Raw genomic sequence first — 23,224 nt, 5'->3', positions numbered from 1 at the left:
GCTGACACCCGGTTGTGTCAGCAGTTTTGTTTTCGTCAATCAGCACTAGGCGGCTGAGGGCAAACTTCTTGCTCCACCAAGAGGCCCCAACCCCAACTCCACAAAGACAGGCCCCATTTGCTTCTCGTTGGGCAGCTGAGAAATGACTACAGGGTCTAGCAACTTAAAGAACTCCTCACGAGCATGAGCAAGAACGCTCCTTAGGGAGCAGGCATGGCGCATAGGGCAGTCGGTAGACCCGCCCTCGCACTCCACCATAGCCACACCGTTCTCGGTAGCCCGCAGTACCTGGCCGACAGTTGCCGCCCGACCGGCGTCCGATAAGAGAACCCCGCCGGTGCGTCCACGGGTTGATTCGAGGAGGCCCATATTCACCAAGAAAGCTACCGACTTAGCCACGTGGTTATAGGGGGTACCCACACCCTCAGCAATGGTCTGAGTGGAGACTTTCTGCCCGTCAAGACCAGAAAGAAGCATAAGGATGCGCAATGAGACGTCTGAAAAAGCGGTGAGTCGCATTGCGTAGCTCCTAGTGATAGCCGGGATGATCCTTAATATCGAGATTATTTATTAGTTCGGAAATAACGAACAAGAACCTCTAAGGATGGTAACTGTTACAGTTTTATACTCCTTAAGTTCCAGCACAAGAGAAAAAATGATTTTGGAATGAACTTCACAGGAAGCCACGATAGCGAACACCAAAGAGGGGCTCTTGCTCAATATGAACAAGAGCCCCTCTTACAGGTCTGGTTTAGGACGCCAGGTTCTCAGCTAGTGCGTCACGCTGGGCATGCATCTCAGCAGGTAGCTTATCGCCTAGGGCGGTCAACCATTCGTCCATGCCTGGCAGCTCCTGTGCCCACTCATCCTTATTGACAGCCAGAGCAGCCTGCAACTCAGCCTCGGTGATATCAAGACCGGTGACATCCAGGTCACCAGGGCCGGGGACGACACCCAGGAAGGTTTCTTCACCGCCAGCAGTTCCCTCCAGTCGGTCAAAGATCCACTTAACCACGCGGGAGTTCTCACCAAAACCGGGCCACGCAAAGCCACCGTCAGGGGTGCGACGGAACCAGTTGACGTAGTAAATCTTGGGCATGTTTTCTTCGCCGTGCTTCTTGCCCAGATCAATCCAGTGCTGGATGTACTCACCAGCGTTGTAGCCGATGAAGGGCAACATCGCCATGGGGTCGCGACGCACCACACCCACAGCGCCCTTAGCGGCAGCGGTGGTCTCTGATGAAAGCGTGACACCGCGGAAGACACCCTGCTCCCAGCTACTTGCCTCGGTCACCAGGGGCACAGTGGTCTTGCGACGACCTCCGAAGATGATGGCAGACAGGGGCACGCCATCCGGAGCGTAGTACTCTTCAGCCAGTATGTCAGCCTGGGCAATGGGGGTGCAGAAGCGAGAGTTGGGATGGGCAGCGGGACGGCCGGATTCCGGCGTCCAATCATTACCCTGCCAGTCGATCAGGTGCTCGGGCACCTCATCGGTCTTACCTTCCCACCACACTGAATTGTCATCGGTGAGCGCAACGTTAGTAAAGATGGTGTTGCCCTTGGCGACAGCGCGCATAGCATTGGGGTTAGTGGACCAGCCGGTCCCGGGAGCAACACCAAAAAGACCTGCTTCAGGGTTAACCACAAAGGGCTTACCGTCACGGAATTCGATCCAGGCGATATCATCGCCCACCATCTCGGTCTTCCAGCCCTCAACGGTAGGGTCCATCATGGCAAAGTTAGTTTTACCGCAGGCTGAAGGGAAGGCAGCAGACATGAACTTACTCTTACCCTCTGGGTTAGTCACCTTGAGAACCAACATGTGCTCAGCCATCCAGCCCTCATCACGGCCAATCGCTGAGGCGATACGCAGGGCGTAGCACTTCTTACCCAGCAGGGCGTTACCGCCGTAGCCCGAACCGAAGGACCAGATTTCACGACTCTCGGGGAACTGCACAATGTACTTCTCGGGGTTGCAGGGCCAGGGGACATCCTGCTGACCGGCTTCCAGAGGAGCACCCACTGAGTGCAGTGCTTTCACAAAGAAAGCGTTGGTGGCGGTCATCTTATCCAAGACCTCAGTGCCAATGGTCGCCATGATGCGCATCGAGCAGACCACGTAAGCTGAGTCGGTAATTTCAACACCGAACTTGGGGTTGGTAGCGTCCACCGAGCCCATGACAAAGGGGATGACGTACATGGTGCGGCCGCGCATGGAACCGGTGAAGAGACCGGTCAGGGTCTGCTTCATTTCCTGAGGATCGCGCCAGTTATTGGTGGGGCCGGCGCCCTCTTCGGTCTCTGAGCAGATAAAGGTGCGCTCCTCAACGCGAGCAACATCGTCGGGATCAGAAAACGCTACATATGAGTTAGGGAATTCGTGGTCGCTCAGCTTACGGAAGGTGCCAGCCTCAACCAGTTCCCCCGCCAAACGGTCGTATTCCTGCTGCGTTCCATCGGCCCAGTAGATGCGGTCAGGCTGAGTCATCTGTGCAATATCAGCAACCCACTGCAGCAACTCTGCATGCGTGGTGGGTGCCTGGGCGGATACGTTTTCAATTGAAAAGTCAGTCATCTGACGCTTCCCCTTTAGGTTTGTTCAACCGGCACTCCACTGTGCCGGACGACGTGCACCTGCTTCTCCTCTTCGCCTAAGGCCGTAGTCAAACAGGCAAAAATAGAAAACGCGCCACCCATGGATATGAATGAACGCGTCGTGCAAGCGGTGCACACATCACTTCATCGTGTGTAACCAGCGTACCCAGATTGATTGTTTTTTTCTGCATCTGACAAAATATTTCGACACCTAACGCTCAGGCCCGTGGCGCAGGCAACAGAAAACTGTTGGTCCAGTCCCCTCTAAAAATAATTTTCACACCAAAAACCTTGCTATCTCAAGGAATTTACATACCGAAGGAGCCAGCTGAGACAACCGTCACGGGATTTCAATTTGCGCACCTTTAAGAACCTGCGTAAAGTATTACCTGTTGCTGAGGCAGGTTGATGAAACCAGCTAATGCAAAATGCGCCTGTAGCTCAACGGATAGAGCATCTGACTACGGATCAGAAGGTTGGGGGTTCGAATCCCTTCGGGCGCACATCACAAGCCGGTCTCCTTCGGGAGGCCGGTTTTTTCGTGCCCCATTATTCTATGTACGGTATACAAAGAGACACATGAACGTAGCATTCACCACAAAATAGGGGCCAGCCCCCTGGCCCCCCATAAAATGAGGGAAGACACACGGCCACCTGCCCGGTGACCGCCGCTAAAAACGAGGAGTAAACCGATGACCGTAAACATCACTGTCACCGACGAAAACGGTGAGACCAAAGAGCTCACCTGGGAATCAGACCAGACCATGCTTGAGGCAGTAATCGCTGGCGGTTTCCCCGTGCTGGCAACCTGCGGCGGCAACGCCTCCTGCGCCACCTGCCACGCCTTTATTGACCCCGACCACATTGAGGCGTCCCTCCCCCGCGAAGAAGCGGAAGAAGACCTACTCGATATGATTGACGACGTCGCCAACGAATGCTCGCGTCTCAGCTGCCAAACCCAGTATTCCGAGGGCATGGACGGCGCTCACATCACCCTGCAACCCGGGATGTAGACAGCCTATGATCAGATCCCCCAAAATCGCAGCCCTCGGCAGTCTGGCTGCACTTTTGTTCCTGAGTGCCTGCGGTGCGTCCCAGTCTAACTCCCAGGAACAAGTAGTAAGCCCCAGTAGCCCAGCGTCCTCAACCAGCGCTCCCAGCACCACCCCAACTGCTACGGTTACGCCCAGCGCCCAGCCCAGCCCCACTGCAACGGCTCCTTCTCCTCAGGTTATTGAAAAAACGCCTGCGCCGGGGTCAGAGGTTACATCTCAACCGGTGCCCACCGGCACCGTGACCACCGTGGAACCCACCCCAGTTTCCACCGGCGAGCCACCACAAGAGGCTAGTGAAGCTCCGCGCCAGGCACCGAGTTCTGCGGCAGGAGTGGCCGTCTGCGACTACGACCAGCTCTACATATCAGCGGCTGTAGCCGAAGGAGTTGGAGCTGCCGGTTCTCGCTACATCACGCTCACCTTCACCAATACTGGCGAGTCTGACTGCACCATGAGTGGCTACCCATCGGTGCACTATGTGGACGCCTCAAACCACCAGATTGGCGCCAGTGCAGCTCAAGCTACTGAATGGTCAGCCTCAGGCACCGTCTTGGGCACTAACCAGAGCGTTAGCGCTACCCTGCGCGAAACCCGAGCGCAGCTCTTCGGTGAAAGTTGCCAAGCCCAGCCTTCGGCAGGGTACTCCGTACAGGCACCCGGAGCTTCACAGGCTCTGGTGCTGAACTTCCCCGCAGAAGCCTGCTCTAACAGCCAGATTTCACAGCTATCGGTGGGTGCGGTAGGGGCAAACCCCTAGACTCAAGCCTGCCACCATGAGTCTTAGCGAAAGGGCGGTAAAGCACTCGTGCTTTACCGCCCTTAGCTCTTTAATCCGGAAAGCTAGATGGTTTCGGTGACGTCCTCAAATTCAAAACGCAAGTTGCGGGGGTAGCTGGGCTCAATGCCGTATCCAAGATTGACGATGAGGAAGGCCTGCTGGTTTTTGTCGGCAAGGAACTCCGTGGTGATAGCTGCTAGGTCGCTACCGGTCATGGGGCCAGCGTCCAGGCCCAGGGCGCGGACGGCGGTAATAAAGTAGCCTGCCTGCAGATGGGCTGAAAGCGCCCCGGTGCCGTCAGCTGCCTCGGGGTTACCTTCAAACATGGGCTGCATATTCGGCGCTGAACGGGGATTGAACTCGCCAAAGCGCTGGAACCAGTTGCGGTCAAAGCCGAGGATAGCGGTCACGGGTGCGGCGATGGTTTTTGCCCGGTTAGAAGCGACCATGTGGGCAGCCAGACGCTGGCGGGCTTCTGCTGAACGCACCCAGGTGATGCGCAGGGGCTGGGAGTTGAAAGCGGTGGGGCCCATTTTGGTGAGGTTGTAAATCTCTCGCAGCATCTCATCGGTGACTTCTTGATCGGTGAAGTGAGAGACGGTGCGTGGGGTAATGAAGAGCTCTTCGCGGGCTGAGACAGATAGCGCCATAACATTCCTTTACCAAGAAAATATTTACGGTTTTGATTTTACACCCGCCTCATCGCTTCGAACTGGTTGCTCGCCACCTGGCATACAAAGGGTGCTTTCTGACCGGTCTACGGGATAATGGGACAATGACCGCTGATCAACCGCACGAAGCCCTCGCCCACTTCTCTGCCCCCACACGCACCTGGTTTACCGGGGCGTTTTCAGCGCCTACAGCAGCTCAGGCCGGCGCATGGAAGGCTATTAGTGCAGGTCAGCATGCCCTGATTGTTGCCCCCACGGGTTCAGGTAAAACACTCTCAGCCTTTCTCTGGGCGCTCGATAGGTTGCACTTTGAAAACGACGCCCGTGCCGAGGCCGGCTCTGCTGGCCAGGGCAGCGGGGGCGCGGCGTCCGCACCGGTGGGCGGTACCCGGGTTCTCTACATCTCGCCCCTCAAAGCCCTGGGTGTGGACGTAGAACGGAACCTGCGTGCCCCGCTGATTGGTATTGCTCAAACAGCAAAAAGCTTAGGGGTTCAACCGCCTGAGGTGCGGGTGGGAGTGCGCAGCGGAGACACCCCGCCTAAGGAGCGCCGCGCCCTTATTTCCTCCCCGCCGGACATTCTCATTACAACCCCCGAGTCCCTCTTTTTGATGCTGACCTCCAAGGCACGCTCTACCCTCACCGGGGTACACACCGTCATTATTGATGAGGTGCACGCCGTGGCTGGCACCAAGCGTGGCGCGCACCTGGCGGTGACTTTGGAGAGACTTAATCAGATTCTGCCCGCCCCCGCCCAACGCATTGGGCTCTCTGCCACCGTAGAACCAGTAGAAACCGTCGCTCGTTTCTTGGGCGGTAGCGCACCCGTTGAAGTGGTGCGCCCACCCTCTGAAAAGAAGTGGGAGCTAACTGTCTCGGTGCCGGTGCCCGATATGACCGCGCTAGGCGGCCCTAACGCCGGCGGCTTCGTCAACAACTCTTCAGCCTCGAACACCGCTGGGGCGGCAGGTACAGACACCCCAACCAAACCCAGCTTTGTAGACCAGCTCAACCAACGTACCCAGAAAAGGGTCAGGGACTATGAAGCCGCTATCCCTACCTATGATGACGGGGCTATACACACCGACTCTCTGGCGCAAGAGTCAGACCCTGCCACCGGTGCGGGTCTAGCGGAAAGCCTGCCCCAGGGCATCACCCTGGCTGACGCCCTGGGCATCAGACCCGTGACGGGGCCAGCAGTGGGCAAGGGCGCAGGTAGCAGCCCAGCAGAACCGGGTGCCGGTGACGGCTTCTTTGATGACTTCCCCCAGCCCCCTCGCACAGCAGCCAGCCCCTCTCATGATGCCGAGCGGGCACTCTTCGACGCGGTGGGAGTCTTCCCCGGCGAAGAAGAACTAGACACCGATGTTCATTCTGCTGGACCCAAGCTCACCGACTCTGATTTCACCCAGCCAGCCTCGGGTGCCCTACCTGCCGGTTTTAATATCGAAGAGGTGGAGTCTTCCCCACCGGCTGAGCAGCCGCGGGATAATTCTGGCTACCAGGCGTCCATCTGGCCGCATGTTGAAGAGCGCATCGTAGACCTGGTGGAAGCTAACCGCTCAACCATCGTCTTCGCTAACTCCCGCGGACTGGCAGAAAAGCTCACCGCCCGCCTCAACGAAATTTACATCGGACGGTTGGAAGCTCGGGGGCAGCTAGGGGAAGTCACCGGCAATGCCCGCACCGGGGCACTAACCTATACGACCGTCAGCGGCGCTGATTCGGGGTCTGGCTCTGAGCAGACAAACGCTCATGGTCAGCCTGAATCGGTCTCTGCCATTCTTGCCCGTGCCCTGGCTCAGGGCGCTCCCGCCCGATTAGAAACCGATGACTCCCGCCTGGCTGGAGCGTCGCCCTCAGTTCAGCGCCCACCAGCACAGATGGCGGGTGGTTCGGGCACCGCTACCGGGGCGCCGCCGGTACTGGCTCGTGCCCACCACGGTTCTGTTTCCAAAGACCAGCGCACCCTGATTGAAGAGGCTCTAAAGTCAGGGCAGCTGCGCTGTGTGGTCGCCACCAGTTCCCTAGAACTGGGCATTGATATGGGCAAGGTTGACCTGGTGGTTCAGGTGGAATCCCCCCACTCGGTGGCATCGGGTCTACAGCGAGTAGGTAGAGCCGGGCACAGCGTGGGTGAAACATCCCGCGGCTACCTCTACCCCAAACACCGTGGCGATTTGCTGAATGCCACCGTCACCGTGCAGCGTATGTTGGGCGGGCACATTGAACCACTCTCGATTCCCACCAACCCCCTGGATATTCTTGCCCAGCAGACGGTAGCAGCCTGCGCCCTGGGCCCCATCAGCGTTGAGGCCTGGTTTGAGGCACTACGCGCCACCGCTCCCTTCGCTTCCTTGCCCAGAGCTGCCTTTGAGGCGACCCTCGATTTGCTGGCAGGAAAGTACCCCTCGGATGAGTTCGCAGAGCTGCGCCCCCGCGTGGTGTGGGACCGGGATGCCGGCACCATCGAGGGCCGCCCCGGCGCCCAGCGGCTTGCCGTCACCAGCGGCGGCACCATCCCTGACCGTGGCCTCTTCCCGGTCTTTATTGCTGGCGCGGAAGACTCTAAAGCACCCAAGCGCGTGGGTGAGTTAGATGAGGAGATGGTCTATGAATCCCGCGCCGGGGACGTCATCGCCCTGGGTGCCTCATCCTGGCGCATCGAAGATATCAGCCATGACCGGGTGACCGTGACACCTGCCCCCGGCGTCCCCGGCCGCCTACCCTTCTGGCATGGGGATTCGCCCGGCCGCCCCGTGGACCTGGGCCGAGCCCTGGGCACCTTCACCCGCGAGCTAGCCGCCGATATCAAAACTGCCCCGGACGCGGCCAACACTCGCCTCCGCGAAACCGGGCTGGATGCCTGGGCAGCTGATAACCTCATGGCTTACGTACGTGAACAGGTCGAAGCTGCCGGGGACGTCCCCAGTGAACAGCACCTGGTACTAGAGCGCTTCCGCGATGAGCTGGGCGACTGGCGTGTGGTGCTCCACTCACCCCTGGGTATGCCCGTGCACTCCCCCTGGGCGCTGGCGGTGGGGGTCCGCGCCGAAGAACGCTACGGAGTCAATGCATCAGCTATGGCCGCCGATGACGGCATCGTACTGCGTATTCCCGCAATGGAAGCCGAACCACCCGGCGCGGATCTCTTTCTCTTTGACCCCCAAGAACTTGAAGACCTCGTCACCGAGCGCGTGGGCAACTCAGCTCTCTTTGCCTCCCGTTTCAGGGAAAACGCCGCCCGCGCCCTGTTGCTACCCCGCAAGGACCCGGGCCGCCGCACTCCGCTCTGGCAGCAGCGACAGCGCAGTGCCCAACTATTAGATGTTGCCCGTAAATACCCCAGCTTCCCCCTGCTCCTTGAAACCGCCCGCGAGTGTCTGCAGGACGTCTATGACCTGCCTGCCCTTCTAGACCTGCACCGGTCTATCGAGAGCAAGAAGGTCAAGGTTTCTGAAATTGAGACCGAGAACCCCACCCCCTTTGCCCGTACCCTGCTCTTTGGCTACGTCGCTCAGTTCCTCTACGATGGCGACTCCCCGCTGGCCGAACGCCGCGCCGCTGCCCTGGCACTAGACCCGGCTCTGCTAGCAGAACTCCTGGGCAAAGACGAGCTGCGCGAGCTACTGGATGTGGATGTTATCCGCTCCACCGAAGAACGTCTGCAACGCACCGCTGCCGGTTACCGCCTGCGCGGGGTGGAAGGCACCGCTGACCTGCTACGGCGCCTAGGGCCGCTCAGCGCTGAGGATGCCGCCGCCCGTCTGCGCCAGCCAGAGGCGGCCAGCTCCCCGACCCCAGCGTCGGAGACAGCATCAGATGAAGCACCTGCCGAAAGCACCGTCACCCTCGAAACCGCCCGCGGCTTCCTAGAAGATCTCGTGGCAGCCAACCGCGCCTTCCGCTTCCGGCTGCGCGAACGCGAGGTATATGCCGCCGTTGAAGACGCCGCCCGCCTGCGCGACGCTCTGGGTGTGCCCCTGCCCATTGGGGTGCCCCTTGCCTTCTTAGAGCAGGTCGAGAACCCGCTGACCGACCTGGTAGCTCGATATGCGCGCACCCATGCCCCCTTCACCGCCACCCAGGTTGCTCATGCCCTGGGGCTGGGGGTCTCTGTTGTGGATAGCGCCCTGCGAGCGCTGGCCGCTGACCGCCGCGTCATCTCCGGTGAGTTCTTACCCGATGAGCTACGCGGCGAGCTAGCCTTTGCCCGTACCGGCACCGCCGAAACTTCTGGTAATGAGTGGGTAGATTCAGGGGTGCTGCGCACCCTGCGAGCACGCTCTCTGGCGGCCTTACGCGCCGATGTGGAACCGGTGACCGGGGATATTTATGCCCGATTCCTGCCCGCCTGGCAGCACGTGGGCGAATGGGAAATTACTGAAACCACCGCTGCACCCGGCACTTTTGGTGCCACCAGTGGGGCGCGCGTGCGGCGCGATGAAAAGGCGATGTTGAGCGGCTACGACGGTCTACTGACCGTCGTGGACCAACTGGCTGGGGTCCGTCTGCCAGCCTCAGCCCTTGAAGCTCTCGTGTTGCGTGCCCGCATCAGCGACTACACCCCCGCACTGCTCGATAAAGCCATGAGCGCTGGGGACATCATCTGGAGTGGGGACGGCGCCCTAGCGGGCGACGACGGTTGGATTAGCCTGCACCTAGGCGAAACTGCTGCACTCACCCTACCCACCGAAGCCGAGCGTGCCGAAGCGCTCGCCGCCCTGGACCCGCTGGAGCAGACCGTCTACGCTCTGCTCTCTGGGGGGCTCTTCTTCCACCAGATTCAGGCGCAGCTAACTGCCCTGGCGACGGCCAGCGGGGAAACTCCACCACCTGACAAGGAAATCTCCGCCGCCCTATGGAACCTGGTCTGGGCAGGTCTTGCCACCAACGACACCTTTGCCCCGGTGCGTGCCATGCTCGCCGGCGGCTCTTCCGCTCATAAGCTGAGCAAGCCTGCTCCGCGCGCTCGCAGCGTGGGAATGCGCCGCGGCGCTTCTCGCCTCTCTGGTGCCCGGTTTGGGGTTGCTACCGGCACTCGGCCTACCGCGGCACCGGCCACTGCCCCGGTGGACGCTGGCCGCTGGTCCCGGCTTGAGACCGAGGACCTTGACTCCACCGTCGCCGCTCACGCCCGCGCTGAACTTCTCATGGACCGTTACGGGGTACTGACCCGTGGAGCGGTAGCAGTAGAGGATGTGCCGGGCGGTTTTGCCGGGATCTACCGGGTGCTTTCTGTGGCTGAAGAAAAGGGACTGGCACGGCGCGGTTACTTCATCGAACAGCTGGGGGCAGCCCAGTTCGCAAGCGCCAGCACCGTGGACCGTCTACGCGAATATGACAGGGATGGCGAGGTAACCACCGATACTGATCAGGCTGAGAACTCAGCTTCACCGGTCTACACCCCGGTGCGGCGTACCAAACATCGCACCGTCCTACTGGCCGCCACTGACCCTGCTAACCCTTACGGCTCCACCCTGGATTGGCCAGCAGTTACCCCCTGGGACTCCGAGCGCACACCGGTCAAACACCGCCCGGGTCGTAAGGCAGGTGCTTGCGTGGTGCTGGTGGACGGTCAGCTGGCTCTCTACCTAGAACGCGGCGCTAAAACGGTGCTGCCCTTCACCGATTCCCCCGCCATCATTGCTGCCGCAGCGCCTCTGCTCGGTGAGCTGGTGCGGGCAGGAGCCGCCGACAAAATTGCTCTTGAGACCGCCGGTGGCATGGATATCCTGGACTCCCCGGCTCCCCTGCCCGGGGCTGAAGCCCCGCAGGGAGAGCTGGCCGAGCACCCGGTAATTACCCTGCGCACCGCCCTGCTTGCCGCCGGTTTTTATCCCACTCCCCGAGGACTTCGTATGCGCCGAGGCTAGGGCACACGATGGTGCGTTGAGGTGTACCCTAAAAGAGGAAAGGGGTAGCTGTGAAGACTACCGATACCGCCCTGAGCATCCGGGACCTCACCAAGCGTTTTGGGGCAAAAACCGCTGTCAACCAGCTGAATGTTAGCGTTGACCGAGGTGAAATTTTTGGCCTGGTCGGCCCCAATGGTGCTGGCAAGTCGACCACCATGCGCATGCTCATTGACGCCCTGCGCCCTACGAGCGGCAGCATTCGGGTGCTGGGCCAAAATCCGCGCGATAATACCGCCCTGCGCCGGCACATCGGCTATCTGCCCGGGGAGTTCCTCACGGTCCCCTCCCTCACCGGCAAGGGGCTGCTCAAGCACTTTGCTGCGCTGAACCCCGTGGCTGATTCCGCCTACCATGATTCGCTCATCCGCCGGTTAGGTGCCGAGCTGAACCGCCCCATTTCAAAACTTTCAAAGGGCAACAAGCAAAAAATCGGTTTGATTCAGGCCTTTATGCACCAACCTGACCTGCTCATTTTGGACGAACCTACCAGCGGCCTAGACCCCCTGGTCCAGCAGGTCTTTTTGGAGCTACTCCTCGAAGCGGCTGGTCGCGGGCAGACTGTCTTTCTCTCCTCCCACATTCTCAGCGAAATACAGCATGCCGCCCATCGGGTGGGCGTGGTCAAAGACGGTAGCCTGCTCGCTCTTGCCAGCGTGGCAGAGCTGAGGGACGCCGCTGGTCAGCAAATGCACGCCAGCCTAGAGGGGCTAGTGGCACATCAATTGCGAAGCCAGCTAGCCCGGCAACTCCCGGCGTCCACCCTGACGGCTAGAGAGGAGGGCAACCGCACCCTGGTTCGTGGCACCCTGCGTGATCCGGTGCCGGCCCTCCTTTCCCTGCTGGGCACCTACACCGTGCAAGAACTCAACCTTGAAAAGCCTGATCTCGAAGAAAGCATCCTGCACTACTACCAGGACGGCACCAGCACAGACACACCTGCTGGTTCAGTCACCGCTCACAAAAGGGGTAGCCATGCGCTTTGAAATTCTGAGAAATGAAGTGAGCAGCACCTCGCGGGCGCTGTTTCTCTGGTGCCTGGGGGTGCTGGCAGCCGCCAGCCTCTACCTGGGCCTCTACGGGTCTATTGCTGGGCTCGTCAGCGGCCCCAACTCCATGGTCAGCCAGATGCCCGAAGCCCTGACCAAAACGGTTGGCTTCGACGCTATCACCACCGGTGCCGGCTACGCGCAGAGCACCCTTTACGGTCTCTTAGGTTTTGTGCTCATCACCATCGCCAGCATCAGCTGGGGTTCTAGCGCGGTGGCCGGAGCAGAAGAAAATGGGCGGCTAGAACTCACTCTTGCCCACAGCGTTTCACGCAGCGGCTACTACCTCAATATGCTTCTTGCCCTGCTCATACGCACCGCAGCCATGGCAGCCACCGCAGGCCTTGCCACCTGGGCCTGGAATGTACCCGGTGATCTGAACATCGACCTAGAAAATATAGCGCCTATGGTGCTCGCTTACTGGCTGCTGGGGCTTTCTGCCGGAGCCGCGTCCCTCTCGGTGGGCGCCATGACGGGCTCACGCAAAGCAGCCACCGGCGCGGGTGCCGCCCTGGCCGTCACCGGCTATGTGCTCAATGCCCTGGGCCATCAAAACCCAGACTGGGAGTGGATGCACCGTTTCTCCCCCTACCACTGGGCGTTCGGGAATTCACCCCTCACCCACGGCTTGGACGGGGCCGGTGTTCTTCACTTAGCTCTGCTAGTGGGAGCGGTGATAGTTCTGGGACTGCTATTTTTCAGGCGTCGTGACCTCACCTAGCGCACCCGGATCGGCCTAAAGGCGAAGAAAATGCCGAGCCGGCTCTATTAAGCAGGGGGCCCGGCGTTGCACCCCGCGGTCAGGAAGATTCGATGAACATTTGTTCCAGGTGCTCACGTAGTCTGCTGCTTCTGCGTAACCCGCACAGAATTCGCGTACACTACGATGCAGGTGAACGCAGAGCGCGCCAACCGACATCATCAGCACAATAACCATCAAGACTGTCAACAGAACCATCAGTGACCTCCAAGTAGGGGAAGGACCGCAATGTGGGGGACGGCCCGGGAGCGAAATCTCCAGCTGATGTATGACGCTCGTGAGGGGAGATGCGCCGGGATCAACCGAGATTCCGGGGGTGTGGTAGGTAGGCTACCCGCCGCCAGGATGGGCGCGTAGCATGATTGATACTATACACGCATTACCGTGCGGACTAGTATGTTCTTACTGAAATTTACTTTTTTACACCACCCAAGACCCTAACCCCTTGGTGCATACCAGGCTGTTACCTGCAGAGGAGAAACCATGCCAGAGGGCGATACCGTATGGCGTCAGGCACAAGCTCTACACCGGGGACTTTCCGGCAGAATAGCCCACAAAACTGATTTGCGTTTCCCAGATCTTGCCGAGATTGATGGAGCTGGGCAACCCATCCACGGAGCTCTGGCGAGGGGTAAGCACATCCTGCTCCGCATCGGTGAAATCACCCTTCATTCCCATCTCAAAATGGAGGGGATTTGGCACCTCTACGGCACTAACCCGGATGGTAGCAAGGAGAAGTGGCGGCGGCCGGCTGAGCAGGTGCGCGCCCTCATCGAAGCTAATGCCCGCCTGGACGCCTCGGGGCAGGTGCTGGGAGGCAGCACACCGGTTGCTGCCGTAGGATTCGCATTGGGTCTCCTTGAGGTCTACCCCACCGAACAAGAAGCAGACCACCTAGCCTTTCTCGGCCCTGATCTACTGGGCCCTGACTGGTCCTTAGAGCGTGCCACCACCAACCTGCTGCGGCGTCCCGAACGCACCATCGGTGTTGCCCTCTTAGACCAAAAGAACCTGGCCGGCATCGGCACAATCTACCGCGCAGAAACCCTCTTTCTCGCAGGCGTGGACCCTCGGACCCCGGTGGGGCAGGTCCCCGATTTACCCGGCGTCCTCACCATTGCACGCCTGATTTTAGATGCCAACCGCCAACGGCCCCACCGCGTCACCCATACCAGTGCCGACCCACTCTGGTGTTACGGCAGGGCCGGCCGCCCCTGCTACCGGTGCGGGGCCTCAATTGTGCGTGAGGACATGTCGGATGCGGGAGTCGGCGCCGCCCGCTACACTCCCGGGCACCTCACTCAGCGCACCGAGGACGTTGACCGGATCAGTTACCGTTGCCCCGGCTGCCAAGTTATGGGCTAGGGAGACGTGAATTACACTGGTGTCATGACTTCTTCAGCTACCCTTCAAGATGCCCTTGCCACCCGTTTCCTACGCTATACCGCTATATCGTCGTAGAGTGATACCAGCGTAAGCACCGTGCCCACCAGCCAGGGGCAGTGGGATCTGGCCCGCCTGTTAGAGAAGGAGCTTCTCGAAGCCGGCGCCTCTGATGTACACCTCAGTGATACCTGCGTGCTCACCGCAAAGCTACCCAGCAACTTGGTTGCTGGCGCTACAGCCCCAGCCGTTGGCTTCTGCACCCATCTAGACACCGTGGACGTCAGCCTCTCCCCCGACGTCAAAGCGAAGATTGTGGACTACAAGGGCGGGGATATCTGCCTCAACTCAGAACTCGATGTCTGGCTGCGTGAAGCAGAGCATCCCGAGATTAGCCGCTACGCCGGGCAGCGCGTCCTGGTTACCGACGGCACCAGCGTGCTGGGTGCAGATACCTGGTATGGGCTGATGCGAATACTAGCGCTGATAACTGGGAAGTCTGGAAACATTCAGACTTTGACCGTCCGGGTAATCTCATTGGTGAGAAGGTGCAAAAAAGCCAAAAGCGCACCGGTTACCTCTACTAACCCTAAGGGCGTAGGGACTCTGACTGAGAAGAAGTACTGCTACGTCCCGGGCGTGGACCCTCGTTCTTGTCCGGTCAATGCTACTAACGCGGTGGATAAGATTCAGGCCTTGTACACGGCTAATATGGCCACCGGCACTGGTTTTGTCACCTCGTATGCCTATGATGCTGCGGGGCATTTGCTCACTGTCAATACCCCGGGTAGCCCAGAGGGTAAGTATGAGTACACCTATGATGCTCGTGGTAATAAAATCAAGACCGTGCAGAGCACCGGTGACGGGCAGATTATCAGTGAGGCTGATACCTTCAACGCTCAGAACCAAATGACCAGTGATAATTGGGCTTATGATGCTGATGGTAACTTGACGTCAACTGATGCGGTGAACCTCTCGTACAATTCGGTGAATCAGAATGTGGGCTCGGAGCTCAAGGATGGGTCTAATGCCACGACTAATACCTTTGCTGGTATGAGCCAGAAGCAGTTGATTGCTCAACAATCTTCTACTGAGGGTACTTTTGTTTATACGCACGGGTTGAATGACCGGTATGGTAATCCGATGATTGAGAAGATTCGTCATGATGGGGCTACTGCTTTTGTGGAGCATGACCCGGTAACCGGTAATCCGTTGTTCTTGCGTGATACGGATCAGAAGAGTGTTCATATGTATTTATCTGATCCGGTGGATTCTGATATTCGTTTGGTGAAGGATAACGCTACGACGGCTAACTTTAAGGAGTTTGATCCTTATGGTGCTCGTGATGAGATTACTACGGTTGTTCCGCGTGATGTGTTTGATCCGTTCCGTTACCGTTTTGGTTTGGTTGATCATGGTGGTACGGGTCGTTATTTGTTTGGTGTTCGTTTTTATGATCCGAGTCAGGGGGTGTGGACGCAGCAGGATTCTTTGGATGCACCTTTGGATCCGGTTAATGCGAATCGGTATGCCTATGCTGGTGGGGACCCGGTGAACAATTTTGACCCAACGGGTCTATATGGGATTGAAGAGGTGTTGTTGCAAAGTTGGGGCAGTAGGAAGAGCGACGTGAAATAATCACAACCATGGGTATCTTCTCCGGTCGTCATTTCCCCCGTGACATCATTCTGTGGGCAGTGCGGTGGTACTGCCGCTACGGGGTGAGCTATCGCGATCTGGAGGAAATGATGACGGAGCGGGGCGTGCCGGTCAATCACACCACGATCTACCGCTGGGTCCAGAAATACGGCCCTGAGCTGGACAAGCAAACACGGTGGTACCGGCAGGTACCTGACTGGCAGGCCAGTTCCTGGCAGGTGGATGAGACCTATATCCGGGTCGGCGGCACGTGGTGCTACCTCTATCGGGCGATCACCGCCGGTGGCCAGACCCTGGACTTTTACCTCTCTCCGAAGCGGAACGTGGTCGCAGCGAAGCGTTTCCTGGCCAAGGCCCTCAGACCCAATGCGTCAGCCGGGTATCCCAGAGTGATCAACACCGATAAAGCACCCTCCCTAGCCAGGGCAATCGCCGAGTTGAAGTCAGAGGGAATCTGCCCTCAGACGGTGGAGCACCGTCAGGTGAAATACCTGAACAACGTTCTCGAGGGAGATCATGGCCGACTTAAAAGAATCCTGGGACCGAAGGGGGCGTTCAAAAATCGGACGTCTGCCTACCGGACGTTGAAAGGGATGGAAGCGATGCATTCATTACGGAAAGGTCAGGGCACGATGTTTGCTTATGGGCACCCCAATCCGGACGCGGTGATCGCCAACCGGGTCTTCGAGACGGCCTGAGAACGCCCACACGCAGCGGCCATCAGGAAATGAGAAACTGGGTCGTCTCGGCTCTCCGCCCAACTTTGCAACAGCACCTGGACGGCGCCGATCGAGATGCCTGCCTCGGCGGCCACCCGGCGTACTGACAGGCCGTCGAGGCCGTCGCGGACCAGTACTCGCACCACAGCGTCCATCACCAGCTGTGCTCCCCGCGCCGCGTGCGCGGGGTTGTGATCGTGCGCGGCCGTCGTTAACATTGCCCATACGGTCGTATGGTACCCAAGGAGGATGATGTCGTGAACCGATACCGCGCCGGAGCGGTGGCCTGGATGGCCAGCGCCGTGCTGTTCCCTGTGCAGCTGCTGGTCGCGCTGCGGTGGCCCCAGGGGTACTCAATGACTGACAATGCCATCAGCGACCTCGGTGTCACCATCTGTGGACAGTTCTCTGAACAGGGCAAGCAGGTGCGCGACGTCTGCTCTCCGTGGCACCCGCTATTCAACGCAGGCATGGTCGCCTCCGGTGTGTTGATCATGATCGGCGCGGTGTTGCTGCACGGCTGGTGGGACAGTCGCGCAGGACGTGCCGGAACGATCTTGATGGCGCTGACCGGGCTCTTGGTTGCGATAGTCGGCCTGGCACCGTGGGATACGCATCCTGACGTGCATGACGGCGCCGCGCTCGGCCAGGCAGTCGCGCAGTGGCTGGCCATGGGACTGCTCGCCATGGTCGCTGGACCAGGACACTTCCGCCGGCTCACGATCGTGGCGCTAGTGGTGTCACTGGTCGGCTTCGCAGCGTTCGTCGCGGCGCTGGAGGGCACCGAGGTGCCCTGGTTGGGTTTCGGCGGCACCGAACGACTCTCCTTTGACATCCTCAGCATCTGGACGGTCCTCGTAGGAGCAACTCTCCTGATGGGTCGCGGCCTTCGCGATCAAGCTCCGACGCCTGCTGAACGGCCTTCGGTCCGAACACGAGGAACGTGATGCTCACCGTTCCCGCTCAGGGATCGGCTTACGGAACACCAGCCAGCGCAGCCCCACCAGCATCGCCCGGGAGTGGAGGCCGCCACGAAACGTCGACAGAACCCCGCCACTTAACGGCGAAAGCTACAGATGATCAGATCGATGTTTTTACCGACGTTTCTCGGGCGTTGTGCTATCTCGCCGATCTTTATCAGGTGTTCATCGATACAGGCGTTGACCTGGACTGCCAGTGTATTGAGCTCGTCTTTGACTCGCTTGGGAGTGGTGATGACTTCCGGGGGTGTTGTTGCAAAGTTGGGGCAGTAGGAAGACCGGCGTGAAATAATCACAACCATGGGTATCTTCTCCGGTCGTCATTTCCCCCGTGAAATCATCCTGTGGGCGGTGCGGTGGTACTGCCGCTACGGCGTGAGCTACCGCGACCTCGAAGAGATGATGACCGAGCGGGGTGTGCCAGTCGATCACACCACGATCTACCGCTGGGTGCAGAAATACGCCCCTGAGCTGGACAAGCAAACACGGTGGTACCGGCAGGTACCCGACTGGCAGGCCAGTTCCTGGCAGGTGGATGAGACCTATATCCGGGTCGGCGGCAGGTGGTGCTACCTCTACCGGGCGATCACCGCCGGTGGCCAGACCCTGGACTTTAACCTCTCTCCGAAGCGGAACGTGGTCGCAGCGAAGCGTTTCCTGGCCAAGGCCCTCAGACCCAATGCGTCAGCCGGGTATCCCAGAGTGATCAACACCGATAAAGCACCCTCCCTAGCCAGGGCAATCGCCGAGCTGAAGGCGGAGGGAATCTGCCCTCAGACGGTGGAGCACCGGCAGGTGAAATACCTGAACAACGTTCTCGAGGGAGATCATGGCCGACTTAAAAGAATCCTGGGACCGAAGGGGGCGTTCAAAAATCGGACGTCTGCCTACCGGACGTTGAAAGGGATGGAGGCGATGCATTCATTACGGAAAGGTCAGGGCACGATGTTTGCTTATGGGCACCCCAATCCGGACGCGGTGATCGCCAACCGGGTCTTCGAGACGGCCTGAGAACGCCCACACGCAGCGGCCATCAGGAAATGAGAAACTGGGTCGTCTCGGCTCTCCGCCCAACTTTGCAACAGCACCCGACGCACGAGGAAGCGAACGAGATCAGACCTGCAGCTGCCGCAGCCAGGATGCCGATCATCAGTAACCCGGTGGGGAAGAAGACGGTGTTCTGGTTGTCCCGGAAGACCACAACACCGAGGAAGGTCATCGTGCTGCCCGGTGGGCGGTCTGCAGCGACTCTGCCCACCTGGGCACTCAACCCTGCTGTGGGGGTTACTCGTAGCGAAGCGAGCTGACCATCCCGGCTTCCATGTGATAGGCGTTATGGCAGTGAAATGCCCACTCACCGGGGTTCTCAGCGATCAGGTCGGCGATCATGGTTTCACCCGGGCGGAGAAGGACGGTGTCCTTGCGTAGCCCGCCGCTGCCGGGCAGCGCCCACGTGTGGCCGTGGATGTGCATGGGATGGGGCATCATGGTCCTGTTGCGCATGACCATCCGCAGGCGCTGGCCCTCCTGCACGGTCGCGGAGGAGGATTGGCCGTCGGTGAGAATGCTCCATTCATACGGCATCATCTGCCCGCCCAGGTCGATGCTGACTTCTCGGTCTGGTGTGCCCTCGGGTAGGAGTGCACGGTCTGCTGGCTTCAGGGAGGACAGAAGCAGTCCGGTGGACGACAACTCGGGGAAGTCGACATCGGGGCGGGGGGCCTGGCCACCGGCGGTGCGGATGACGGCGAAGGCGCGGTCGTCCTTACCCACCGCCAAAGCCGTGAGCGGGAAGACGCCGTCGCCGAGGATGACCTCGACGTCGACACGCTCGCCCATGGACAGGTAGATCGATTCGGTCTCCCAGGGCTGGACAGGGAAGCCGTCGGTGTGGGTGACGGTCATGCGGTGACCACCGAGGGCCACCTTGAAGATGGTGTCACCGCCGGAGTTGATAAACCGCAGGCGGGCCTTGTCGCCCGGGCGAGCCTCGAAGGTCCGGTGAGCACGGGGGATACGTCCGTTGATGAGGTAGTGCGGATACATCACATCGCCGGCATCCCCGCCCAGTACCTGATCCGGGGTGCCGTGCACCATCTGGTCGTGGCCGCCCATGTCCATCTCGCCGTGGCCGCTCATGTCCATCCCCGTCAACATGGTCAGCTGATCCTCGGGACTGCTGCCGTCGATGCCGTCCACCCAGTCGTCGAGCACGATGGTCCACTCGACGTCCTGGTCCTCAGCGTCTTGCGGGTCACGGATGATCAGTGGGGCGTGGAGGCCGCGATCAAGCTGCAGGCCGGTGTGGGAATGGTAGAAGTAGGTGCCACCGTGGGGGACTTCAAAAACATAGGAGAAAGACTCGCTAGGTTCAATGGGGTTCTGGGTCATGCCGGGCACACCGTCGGCTGCGTTGTGGAGTGCGATGCCATGCCAGTGGATGGAGGTGCTCTCAGGCAGTTCATTGGTGATATCGACCTGGAGGACGTCGCCGGCGGTGGCCTCAATGGCCGCATCCCCGGTGTCAGAGACGTATCCCCACGTCTTGGCTTCGATGCCGCCGATATCCAGGGAGAGGGGCCGGGCGGTCAGTGTCCGGCGCACCGTCGGCTCACCGAGCGCAGTGGGGGTGGGGCGAAGGGAGGGACCTGGTGCCGAGGAAGCGGGTCCAGGGTTGCTGGTGCAGGCGGTCAGGGCCCCGGTGCCGGCGAGGGCGAGCCCGCCGAGCAGCAACTGTCGTCGGGAAGACGCGTTCGTCATGATTTAACCTTTCTTGGTGCAAAATTTCAGTGACACGGGATACAGGCGCAGGTGTGGACCCTGCTGAGCCATCACGTCAGGCGCAGGTCTGTGACACAGGTGGCACCGTCGTCGGTGGTGGAAAACTCTGTGGTGCCGGTACGCCCCTGGTAGCTGACCTCAATCAGGCCGGTGGCATCATCGGGAAGCCAGAAGCCAATAAACCCATTGTCGAAGGTGGTTGTCGCCTCGTCCACCAGCACCTCACCGGTTGCCTCATCGGTGATCGTGACCTGGATATCCTCATTATCGAGTTCCCCCAGGCAGGTCGTGAGGCTGTGGTAGAAGCAGTCGTGGGTGGAGGTGAGATAGGGTGCGATCGAGACATACGTCTGATTGTCGGGAAGATCGACCACGACTTCCTGGTCATCGCTCGAGAGTAGCAGTTCATCGGCACGCACTGAGGCGATCAGATCCGTGGGGCGCTCAGTGACCTTCTGCCGGTCGAGGTGATCAATGATCTCCACCGCGTCCATGGCGGCCAGGCCATGGGTAGTCAGGAATGTATCCTGGGACACCGTCCCGTCGGCGGTGGGTTCCGGGTCGGCGGCCGAACACCCCGTTAGGGCGAGGGCAAGGGCGGCGGCTGCGATCGCTGCTCGTTTCACGTCAATCTCCTTGAATCATGGTAAGACCGTGAGAAGACACCGCCTCAAGGTCGATGCCATACCTTTTTCTAGCACGGGTGCCTGACGGGCTAGAAATCAAAAACCTTGCTCACAGCACCATAACAGGGCGAAAAGGGGGTGAATTCGGTGGGCTGGGTCACCACCGGGACACCACCCCACAGCCGTGGGCGATGTCCTTCTACCCGCCCCGGGTATGCGGTGCAGGCAGCGAAATCCCTGGTGGCGCCTGCTGAACCGACCAGGGGAGGCGATGCCGCCGGCCCGGGGTGGGGCACAGGGGTGACGGCGGTCGAAGGGTGATGTTTGAAGATTTGATGAAGATTTCCCCGCCGGGCACTGAGCGAGGTTGGTATTCCCCCTGGCCGGAGCGATACTGGGGTGTATGGATGACCGCACACCGACCACCGCCACGCCCCCGGGGCGGGTGCTGGTCGTCGATGATGAACAACCCCTGGCTCAGATGGTGGCCTCCTACCTCATCCGGGCCGGCTTCGATACCCGCCAGGCGCACACCGGCACCCAGGCCTTAGACGAGGCCCGTCGCTTTTCCCCCGATGTTGTGGTGCTGGATCTGGGGCTACCCGAACTCGACGGCCTGGAGGTGTGCCGACGGATCCGCACCTTCTCGGACTGCTACATCCTCATGCTCACCGCGCGTGGCAGCGAGGACGACAAGATCAGCGGTTTGACCCTGGGGGCGGATGACTACATCACCAAACCTTTTAGCATCCGGGAACTGGTGACCCGGGTGCATGCGGTGCTGCGCCGCCCGCGCACCAGCACCACCTCACCGCAGGTGACCACCCCCTTGATCGTTGGTGACCTCATCCTTGACCGCGTCGCCCATCAGGTGCGGGTGGGGGAGACGACCGTGGAGCTCACCCGCACGGAGTTCGAGCTGCTGGTTGCCCTGGTCCTGCGCCCCGGCCAGGTGCTGACTCGCCACGACCTGGTCACCGAGGTCTGGGACACCACCTGGGTCGGTGATGAACGCATCGTCGATGTCCACATCGGCAACTTGCGTCGCAAGCTCGGCACCGACACCCGGGGCCGGGGGTTTATCGACACCGTGCGTGGCGTGGGCTACCGGGTGGGGCAGCCATGAATCACGGACCCGGCCTGACCTTCCGCTTCCTGGCCGCCCAGTTGTTGGTCGTGGTGATGAGCCTGCTGGTGGCCGCGGCCGTGGCCACGATGGTGGGCCCGACCCTGTTCCATGATCATATGTTGATGACCGGCCAGGAGGACCCCTCGCTGGAGCTGTTCCACGCCGAGCAGGCCTACCGGGACGCCAACCTGATCACCCTGGCCGTCGCCCTGCCCACCGCCTTGATCAGCGCCCTGCTGGCCAGCCTGTGGTTATCGCGTCGCCTGCGCACCCCCCTGCAGAATCTCACCCGCGCCGCTACCAGCCTGACGGCCGGCAACTACCGTATCCGCGTGCCCGCCGGAGAAGCAGGCCCCGAGGTCACCACCCTGGCGCATGCCTTCAACACCATGGCCGACCGGCTGGAACACACCGAACAGGTCCGCCGCCAGATGCTCTCTGATCTGGCCCACGAAATGGGCACCCCCTTATCGGTGCTCACGGTCTACCTCGATGGTCTCCAGGACGGGGTTGTGGACTGGAATAATGCCACCCACACGATCATGGCTGACCAACTCGCCCGCCTGACCCGGTTGATGGAAGACATCGACGATGTCTCCCGAGCCCAGGAACACCGGATCGATTTGGACCTGGCGGAGGAAGGGCTCGGGGATCTGCTCCATACCGCCGCTGCTGCCGCGGGGGAAGCTTATGCTGACAAAGGCGTCGATTTACAGGTCGAGACCATTACGGACACCGCTCGGGTGCTCGTGGACCGGCAACGCTTCGGCCAGGTGATGAGCAATCTCCTGTCGAACGCGCTACGGCACACCCCGGCCGGCGGGCAGGTCCGGATCAGCATCCACCGACAGGGGGCTTCCACCGCGCTCATCCACGTTGCCGATGACGGCGAGGGCATCCCACCTGGCCAGCTCGGACACATCTTCGAACGCTTCTACCGGGGGGATGCCGCCCGCAGCCGGGACAACGGCGGGTCCGGTATCGGTCTGACCATCTCCAAGGCATTGATCGAGGCCCACGGCGGCACTCTCACCGCCACCTCCCCCGGACCCGGTCGCGGAGCGGTGTTTGCCCTCCGCCTCCCGCTGTCCCCTCCCGACAGTGAGGAGGCTGCTCGGTGA

The 23,224-nt window shown here is 60.4% G+C and carries 18 protein-coding genes and 1 tRNA gene; 13 read left to right on the top strand and 6 right to left on the bottom strand.

Translation table 11 applies throughout. The features are described 5' to 3' along the window. Window positions 1-45 precede the first annotated feature (45 nt). Both VVR27_RS06940 and VVR27_RS06935 read right to left on the bottom strand, forming a co-directional pair. The gene (locus tag VVR27_RS06940; protein ID WP_368547693.1) at window positions 46-519 is read right to left on the bottom strand and encodes an Rrf2 family transcriptional regulator; all 474 of its coding nucleotides are present in this window, start codon (window positions 517-519) and stop codon (window positions 46-48) included. 232 nt (window positions 520-751) lie between these two features. Next, window positions 752-2,578, bottom strand: coding sequence for a phosphoenolpyruvate carboxykinase (GTP) (locus VVR27_RS06935; RefSeq protein ID WP_368547692.1), 1,827 nt, complete (start codon window positions 2,576-2,578; stop codon window positions 752-754). Window positions 2,579-3,028: 450 nt separating this feature from the next. Between VVR27_RS06935 and VVR27_RS06930 the strand changes: the two genes are divergently transcribed. The 3 genes from VVR27_RS06930 (at window position 3,029) to VVR27_RS06920 (ending at window position 4,410) form a co-directional block, all read left to right on the top strand. Beyond that, window positions 3,029-3,101 (top strand) — tRNA-Arg (locus tag VVR27_RS06930). A gap of 189 nt (window positions 3,102-3,290) precedes the next feature. Then, window positions 3,291-3,611 (top strand): 2Fe-2S iron-sulfur cluster-binding protein, encoded by a 321-nt coding sequence (locus VVR27_RS06925; protein ID WP_251380205.1) that lies wholly within the window; start codon window positions 3,291-3,293, stop codon window positions 3,609-3,611. A gap of 7 nt (window positions 3,612-3,618) precedes the next feature. Next, window positions 3,619-4,410 carry a DUF4232 domain-containing protein gene (locus VVR27_RS06920; RefSeq protein WP_368547691.1) on the top strand — a complete coding sequence of 264 codons (792 nt, stop codon included), beginning with the start codon at window positions 3,619-3,621 and terminating at the stop codon, window positions 4,408-4,410. 83 nt (window positions 4,411-4,493) lie between these two features. On the opposite strand, the gene VVR27_RS06915 is transcribed toward VVR27_RS06920, so the two are convergent. Beyond that, window positions 4,494-5,081, bottom strand: a complete 588-nt coding sequence (locus VVR27_RS06915) for a malonic semialdehyde reductase (protein ID WP_368547690.1) — start codon at window positions 5,079-5,081, stop codon at window positions 4,494-4,496. 125 nt (window positions 5,082-5,206) lie between these two features. Between VVR27_RS06915 and VVR27_RS06910 the strand changes: the two genes are divergently transcribed. The 7 genes from VVR27_RS06910 (at window position 5,207) to VVR27_RS06880 (ending at window position 17,534) form a co-directional block, all read left to right on the top strand. Beyond that, window positions 5,207-10,978, top strand: a complete 5,772-nt coding sequence (locus VVR27_RS06910; RefSeq protein WP_368547689.1) for a DEAD/DEAH box helicase — start codon at window positions 5,207-5,209, stop codon at window positions 10,976-10,978. Window positions 10,979-11,028: 50 nt separating this feature from the next. Next, entirely contained in the window at window positions 11,029-12,003 is a 975-nt protein-coding gene (locus VVR27_RS06905; RefSeq protein ID WP_368547688.1) for an ABC transporter ATP-binding protein, read from the top strand. Continuing rightward, window positions 11,993-12,787 (top strand): ABC transporter permease subunit, encoded by a 795-nt coding sequence (locus tag VVR27_RS06900; RefSeq protein WP_368547687.1) that lies wholly within the window; start codon window positions 11,993-11,995, stop codon window positions 12,785-12,787. Before VVR27_RS06905 ends, VVR27_RS06900 begins: the two co-directional genes overlap by 11 nt. A 522-nt stretch (window positions 12,788-13,309) precedes the next feature. Then, complete coding sequence (locus VVR27_RS06895; RefSeq protein WP_368547686.1) at window positions 13,310-14,191, top strand: DNA-formamidopyrimidine glycosylase family protein; 882 nt, start codon at window positions 13,310-13,312, stop codon at window positions 14,189-14,191. A 117-nt stretch (window positions 14,192-14,308) separates the two neighbouring features. Continuing rightward, window positions 14,309-15,847 (top strand): RHS repeat-associated core domain-containing protein, encoded by a 1,539-nt coding sequence (locus VVR27_RS06890; RefSeq protein WP_368547685.1) that lies wholly within the window; start codon window positions 14,309-14,311, stop codon window positions 15,845-15,847. A gap of 8 nt (window positions 15,848-15,855) precedes the next feature. Continuing rightward, window positions 15,856-16,566: an IS6 family transposase gene (locus VVR27_RS06885; protein WP_368547684.1), complete on the top strand. Its 711-nt coding sequence runs from the start codon at window positions 15,856-15,858 to the stop codon at window positions 16,564-16,566. Between the two features lie 278 nt (window positions 16,567-16,844). After that, a complete protein-coding gene (locus VVR27_RS06880) occupies window positions 16,845-17,534 on the top strand; it encodes a DUF998 domain-containing protein (RefSeq protein ID WP_368547683.1) in 690 nt (229 codons plus the stop codon). Window positions 17,535-17,644: 110 nt separating this feature from the next. Here VVR27_RS06880 and VVR27_RS06875 read toward each other — a convergent pair whose 3' ends face one another. Then, window positions 17,645-17,869 (bottom strand): hypothetical protein, encoded by a 225-nt coding sequence (locus VVR27_RS06875; protein WP_368547682.1) that lies wholly within the window; start codon window positions 17,867-17,869, stop codon window positions 17,645-17,647. On the opposite strand from VVR27_RS06875, the gene VVR27_RS06870 reads away from it, so the two are divergent. Next, on the top strand, window positions 17,868-18,578 hold the full coding sequence (locus VVR27_RS06870) for an IS6 family transposase (RefSeq protein WP_368547681.1): 711 nt from the start codon (window positions 17,868-17,870) through the stop codon (window positions 18,576-18,578). The genes VVR27_RS06875 and VVR27_RS06870 overlap by 2 nt on opposite strands. Window positions 18,579-18,851: 273 nt before the next feature. Here the strand turns inward: VVR27_RS06870 and VVR27_RS06865 are convergent, their stop codons facing one another. Both VVR27_RS06865 and VVR27_RS06860 read right to left on the bottom strand, forming a co-directional pair. Beyond that, window positions 18,852-20,327, bottom strand: a complete 1,476-nt coding sequence (locus tag VVR27_RS06865; protein ID WP_368547680.1) for a multicopper oxidase family protein — start codon at window positions 20,325-20,327, stop codon at window positions 18,852-18,854. Window positions 20,328-20,398: 71 nt separating this feature from the next. Then, window positions 20,399-20,974 carry a CueP family metal-binding protein gene (locus VVR27_RS06860; protein ID WP_075728841.1) on the bottom strand — a complete coding sequence of 192 codons (576 nt, stop codon included), beginning with the start codon at window positions 20,972-20,974 and terminating at the stop codon, window positions 20,399-20,401. Window positions 20,975-21,377: 403 nt separating this feature from the next. On the opposite strand from VVR27_RS06860, the gene VVR27_RS06855 reads away from it, so the two are divergent. Both VVR27_RS06855 and VVR27_RS06850 read left to right on the top strand, forming a co-directional pair. Beyond that, window positions 21,378-22,100: a response regulator transcription factor gene (locus VVR27_RS06855; protein WP_345447603.1), complete on the top strand. Its 723-nt coding sequence runs from the start codon at window positions 21,378-21,380 to the stop codon at window positions 22,098-22,100. After that, a complete protein-coding gene (locus tag VVR27_RS06850; protein ID WP_368547679.1) occupies window positions 22,097-23,224 on the top strand; it encodes a sensor histidine kinase in 1,128 nt (375 codons plus the stop codon). The genes VVR27_RS06855 and VVR27_RS06850 overlap by 4 nt, the downstream gene beginning before the upstream one ends.

Origin of the sequence: Rothia sp. LK2492, from assembly GCF_040946345.1 — a bacterium.
Classification (GTDB): domain Bacteria; phylum Actinomycetota; class Actinomycetes; order Actinomycetales; family Micrococcaceae; genus Rothia; species Rothia endophytica.
The sequence above is the reverse complement of the archived record's forward strand: the minus strand, read 5'-3'. Positions and strand labels throughout refer to the sequence as shown.

Coding starts and splice junctions, on each gene's coding strand:
- VVR27_RS06885 (WP_368547684.1), top strand. CDS start 15,856: ATGGGTATCTTCTCCGGTCGTCATTTCCCCCGTGACATCATTCTGTGG.
- VVR27_RS06865 (WP_368547680.1), bottom strand. CDS start 20,327: ATGACGAACGCGTCTTCCCGACGACAGTTGCTGCTCGGCGGGCTCGCC.
- VVR27_RS06910 (WP_368547689.1), top strand. CDS start 5,207: ATGACCGCTGATCAACCGCACGAAGCCCTCGCCCACTTCTCTGCCCCC.
- VVR27_RS06875 (WP_368547682.1), bottom strand. CDS start 17,869: ATGGTTGTGATTATTTCACGCCGGTCTTCCTACTGCCCCAACTTTGCA.
- VVR27_RS06920 (WP_368547691.1), top strand. CDS start 3,619: ATGATCAGATCCCCCAAAATCGCAGCCCTCGGCAGTCTGGCTGCACTT.
- VVR27_RS06870 (WP_368547681.1), top strand. CDS start 17,868: ATGGGTATCTTCTCCGGTCGTCATTTCCCCCGTGAAATCATCCTGTGG.
- VVR27_RS06915 (WP_368547690.1), bottom strand. CDS start 5,081: ATGGCGCTATCTGTCTCAGCCCGCGAAGAGCTCTTCATTACCCCACGC.
- VVR27_RS06900 (WP_368547687.1), top strand. CDS start 11,993: ATGCGCTTTGAAATTCTGAGAAATGAAGTGAGCAGCACCTCGCGGGCG.
- VVR27_RS06925 (WP_251380205.1), top strand. CDS start 3,291: ATGACCGTAAACATCACTGTCACCGACGAAAACGGTGAGACCAAAGAG.
- VVR27_RS06850 (WP_368547679.1), top strand. CDS start 22,097: ATGAATCACGGACCCGGCCTGACCTTCCGCTTCCTGGCCGCCCAGTTG.
- VVR27_RS06855 (WP_345447603.1), top strand. CDS start 21,378: ATGGATGACCGCACACCGACCACCGCCACGCCCCCGGGGCGGGTGCTG.
- VVR27_RS06895 (WP_368547686.1), top strand. CDS start 13,310: ATGCCAGAGGGCGATACCGTATGGCGTCAGGCACAAGCTCTACACCGG.
- VVR27_RS06940 (WP_368547693.1), bottom strand. CDS start 519: ATGCGACTCACCGCTTTTTCAGACGTCTCATTGCGCATCCTTATGCTT.
- VVR27_RS06935 (WP_368547692.1), bottom strand. CDS start 2,578: ATGACTGACTTTTCAATTGAAAACGTATCCGCCCAGGCACCCACCACG.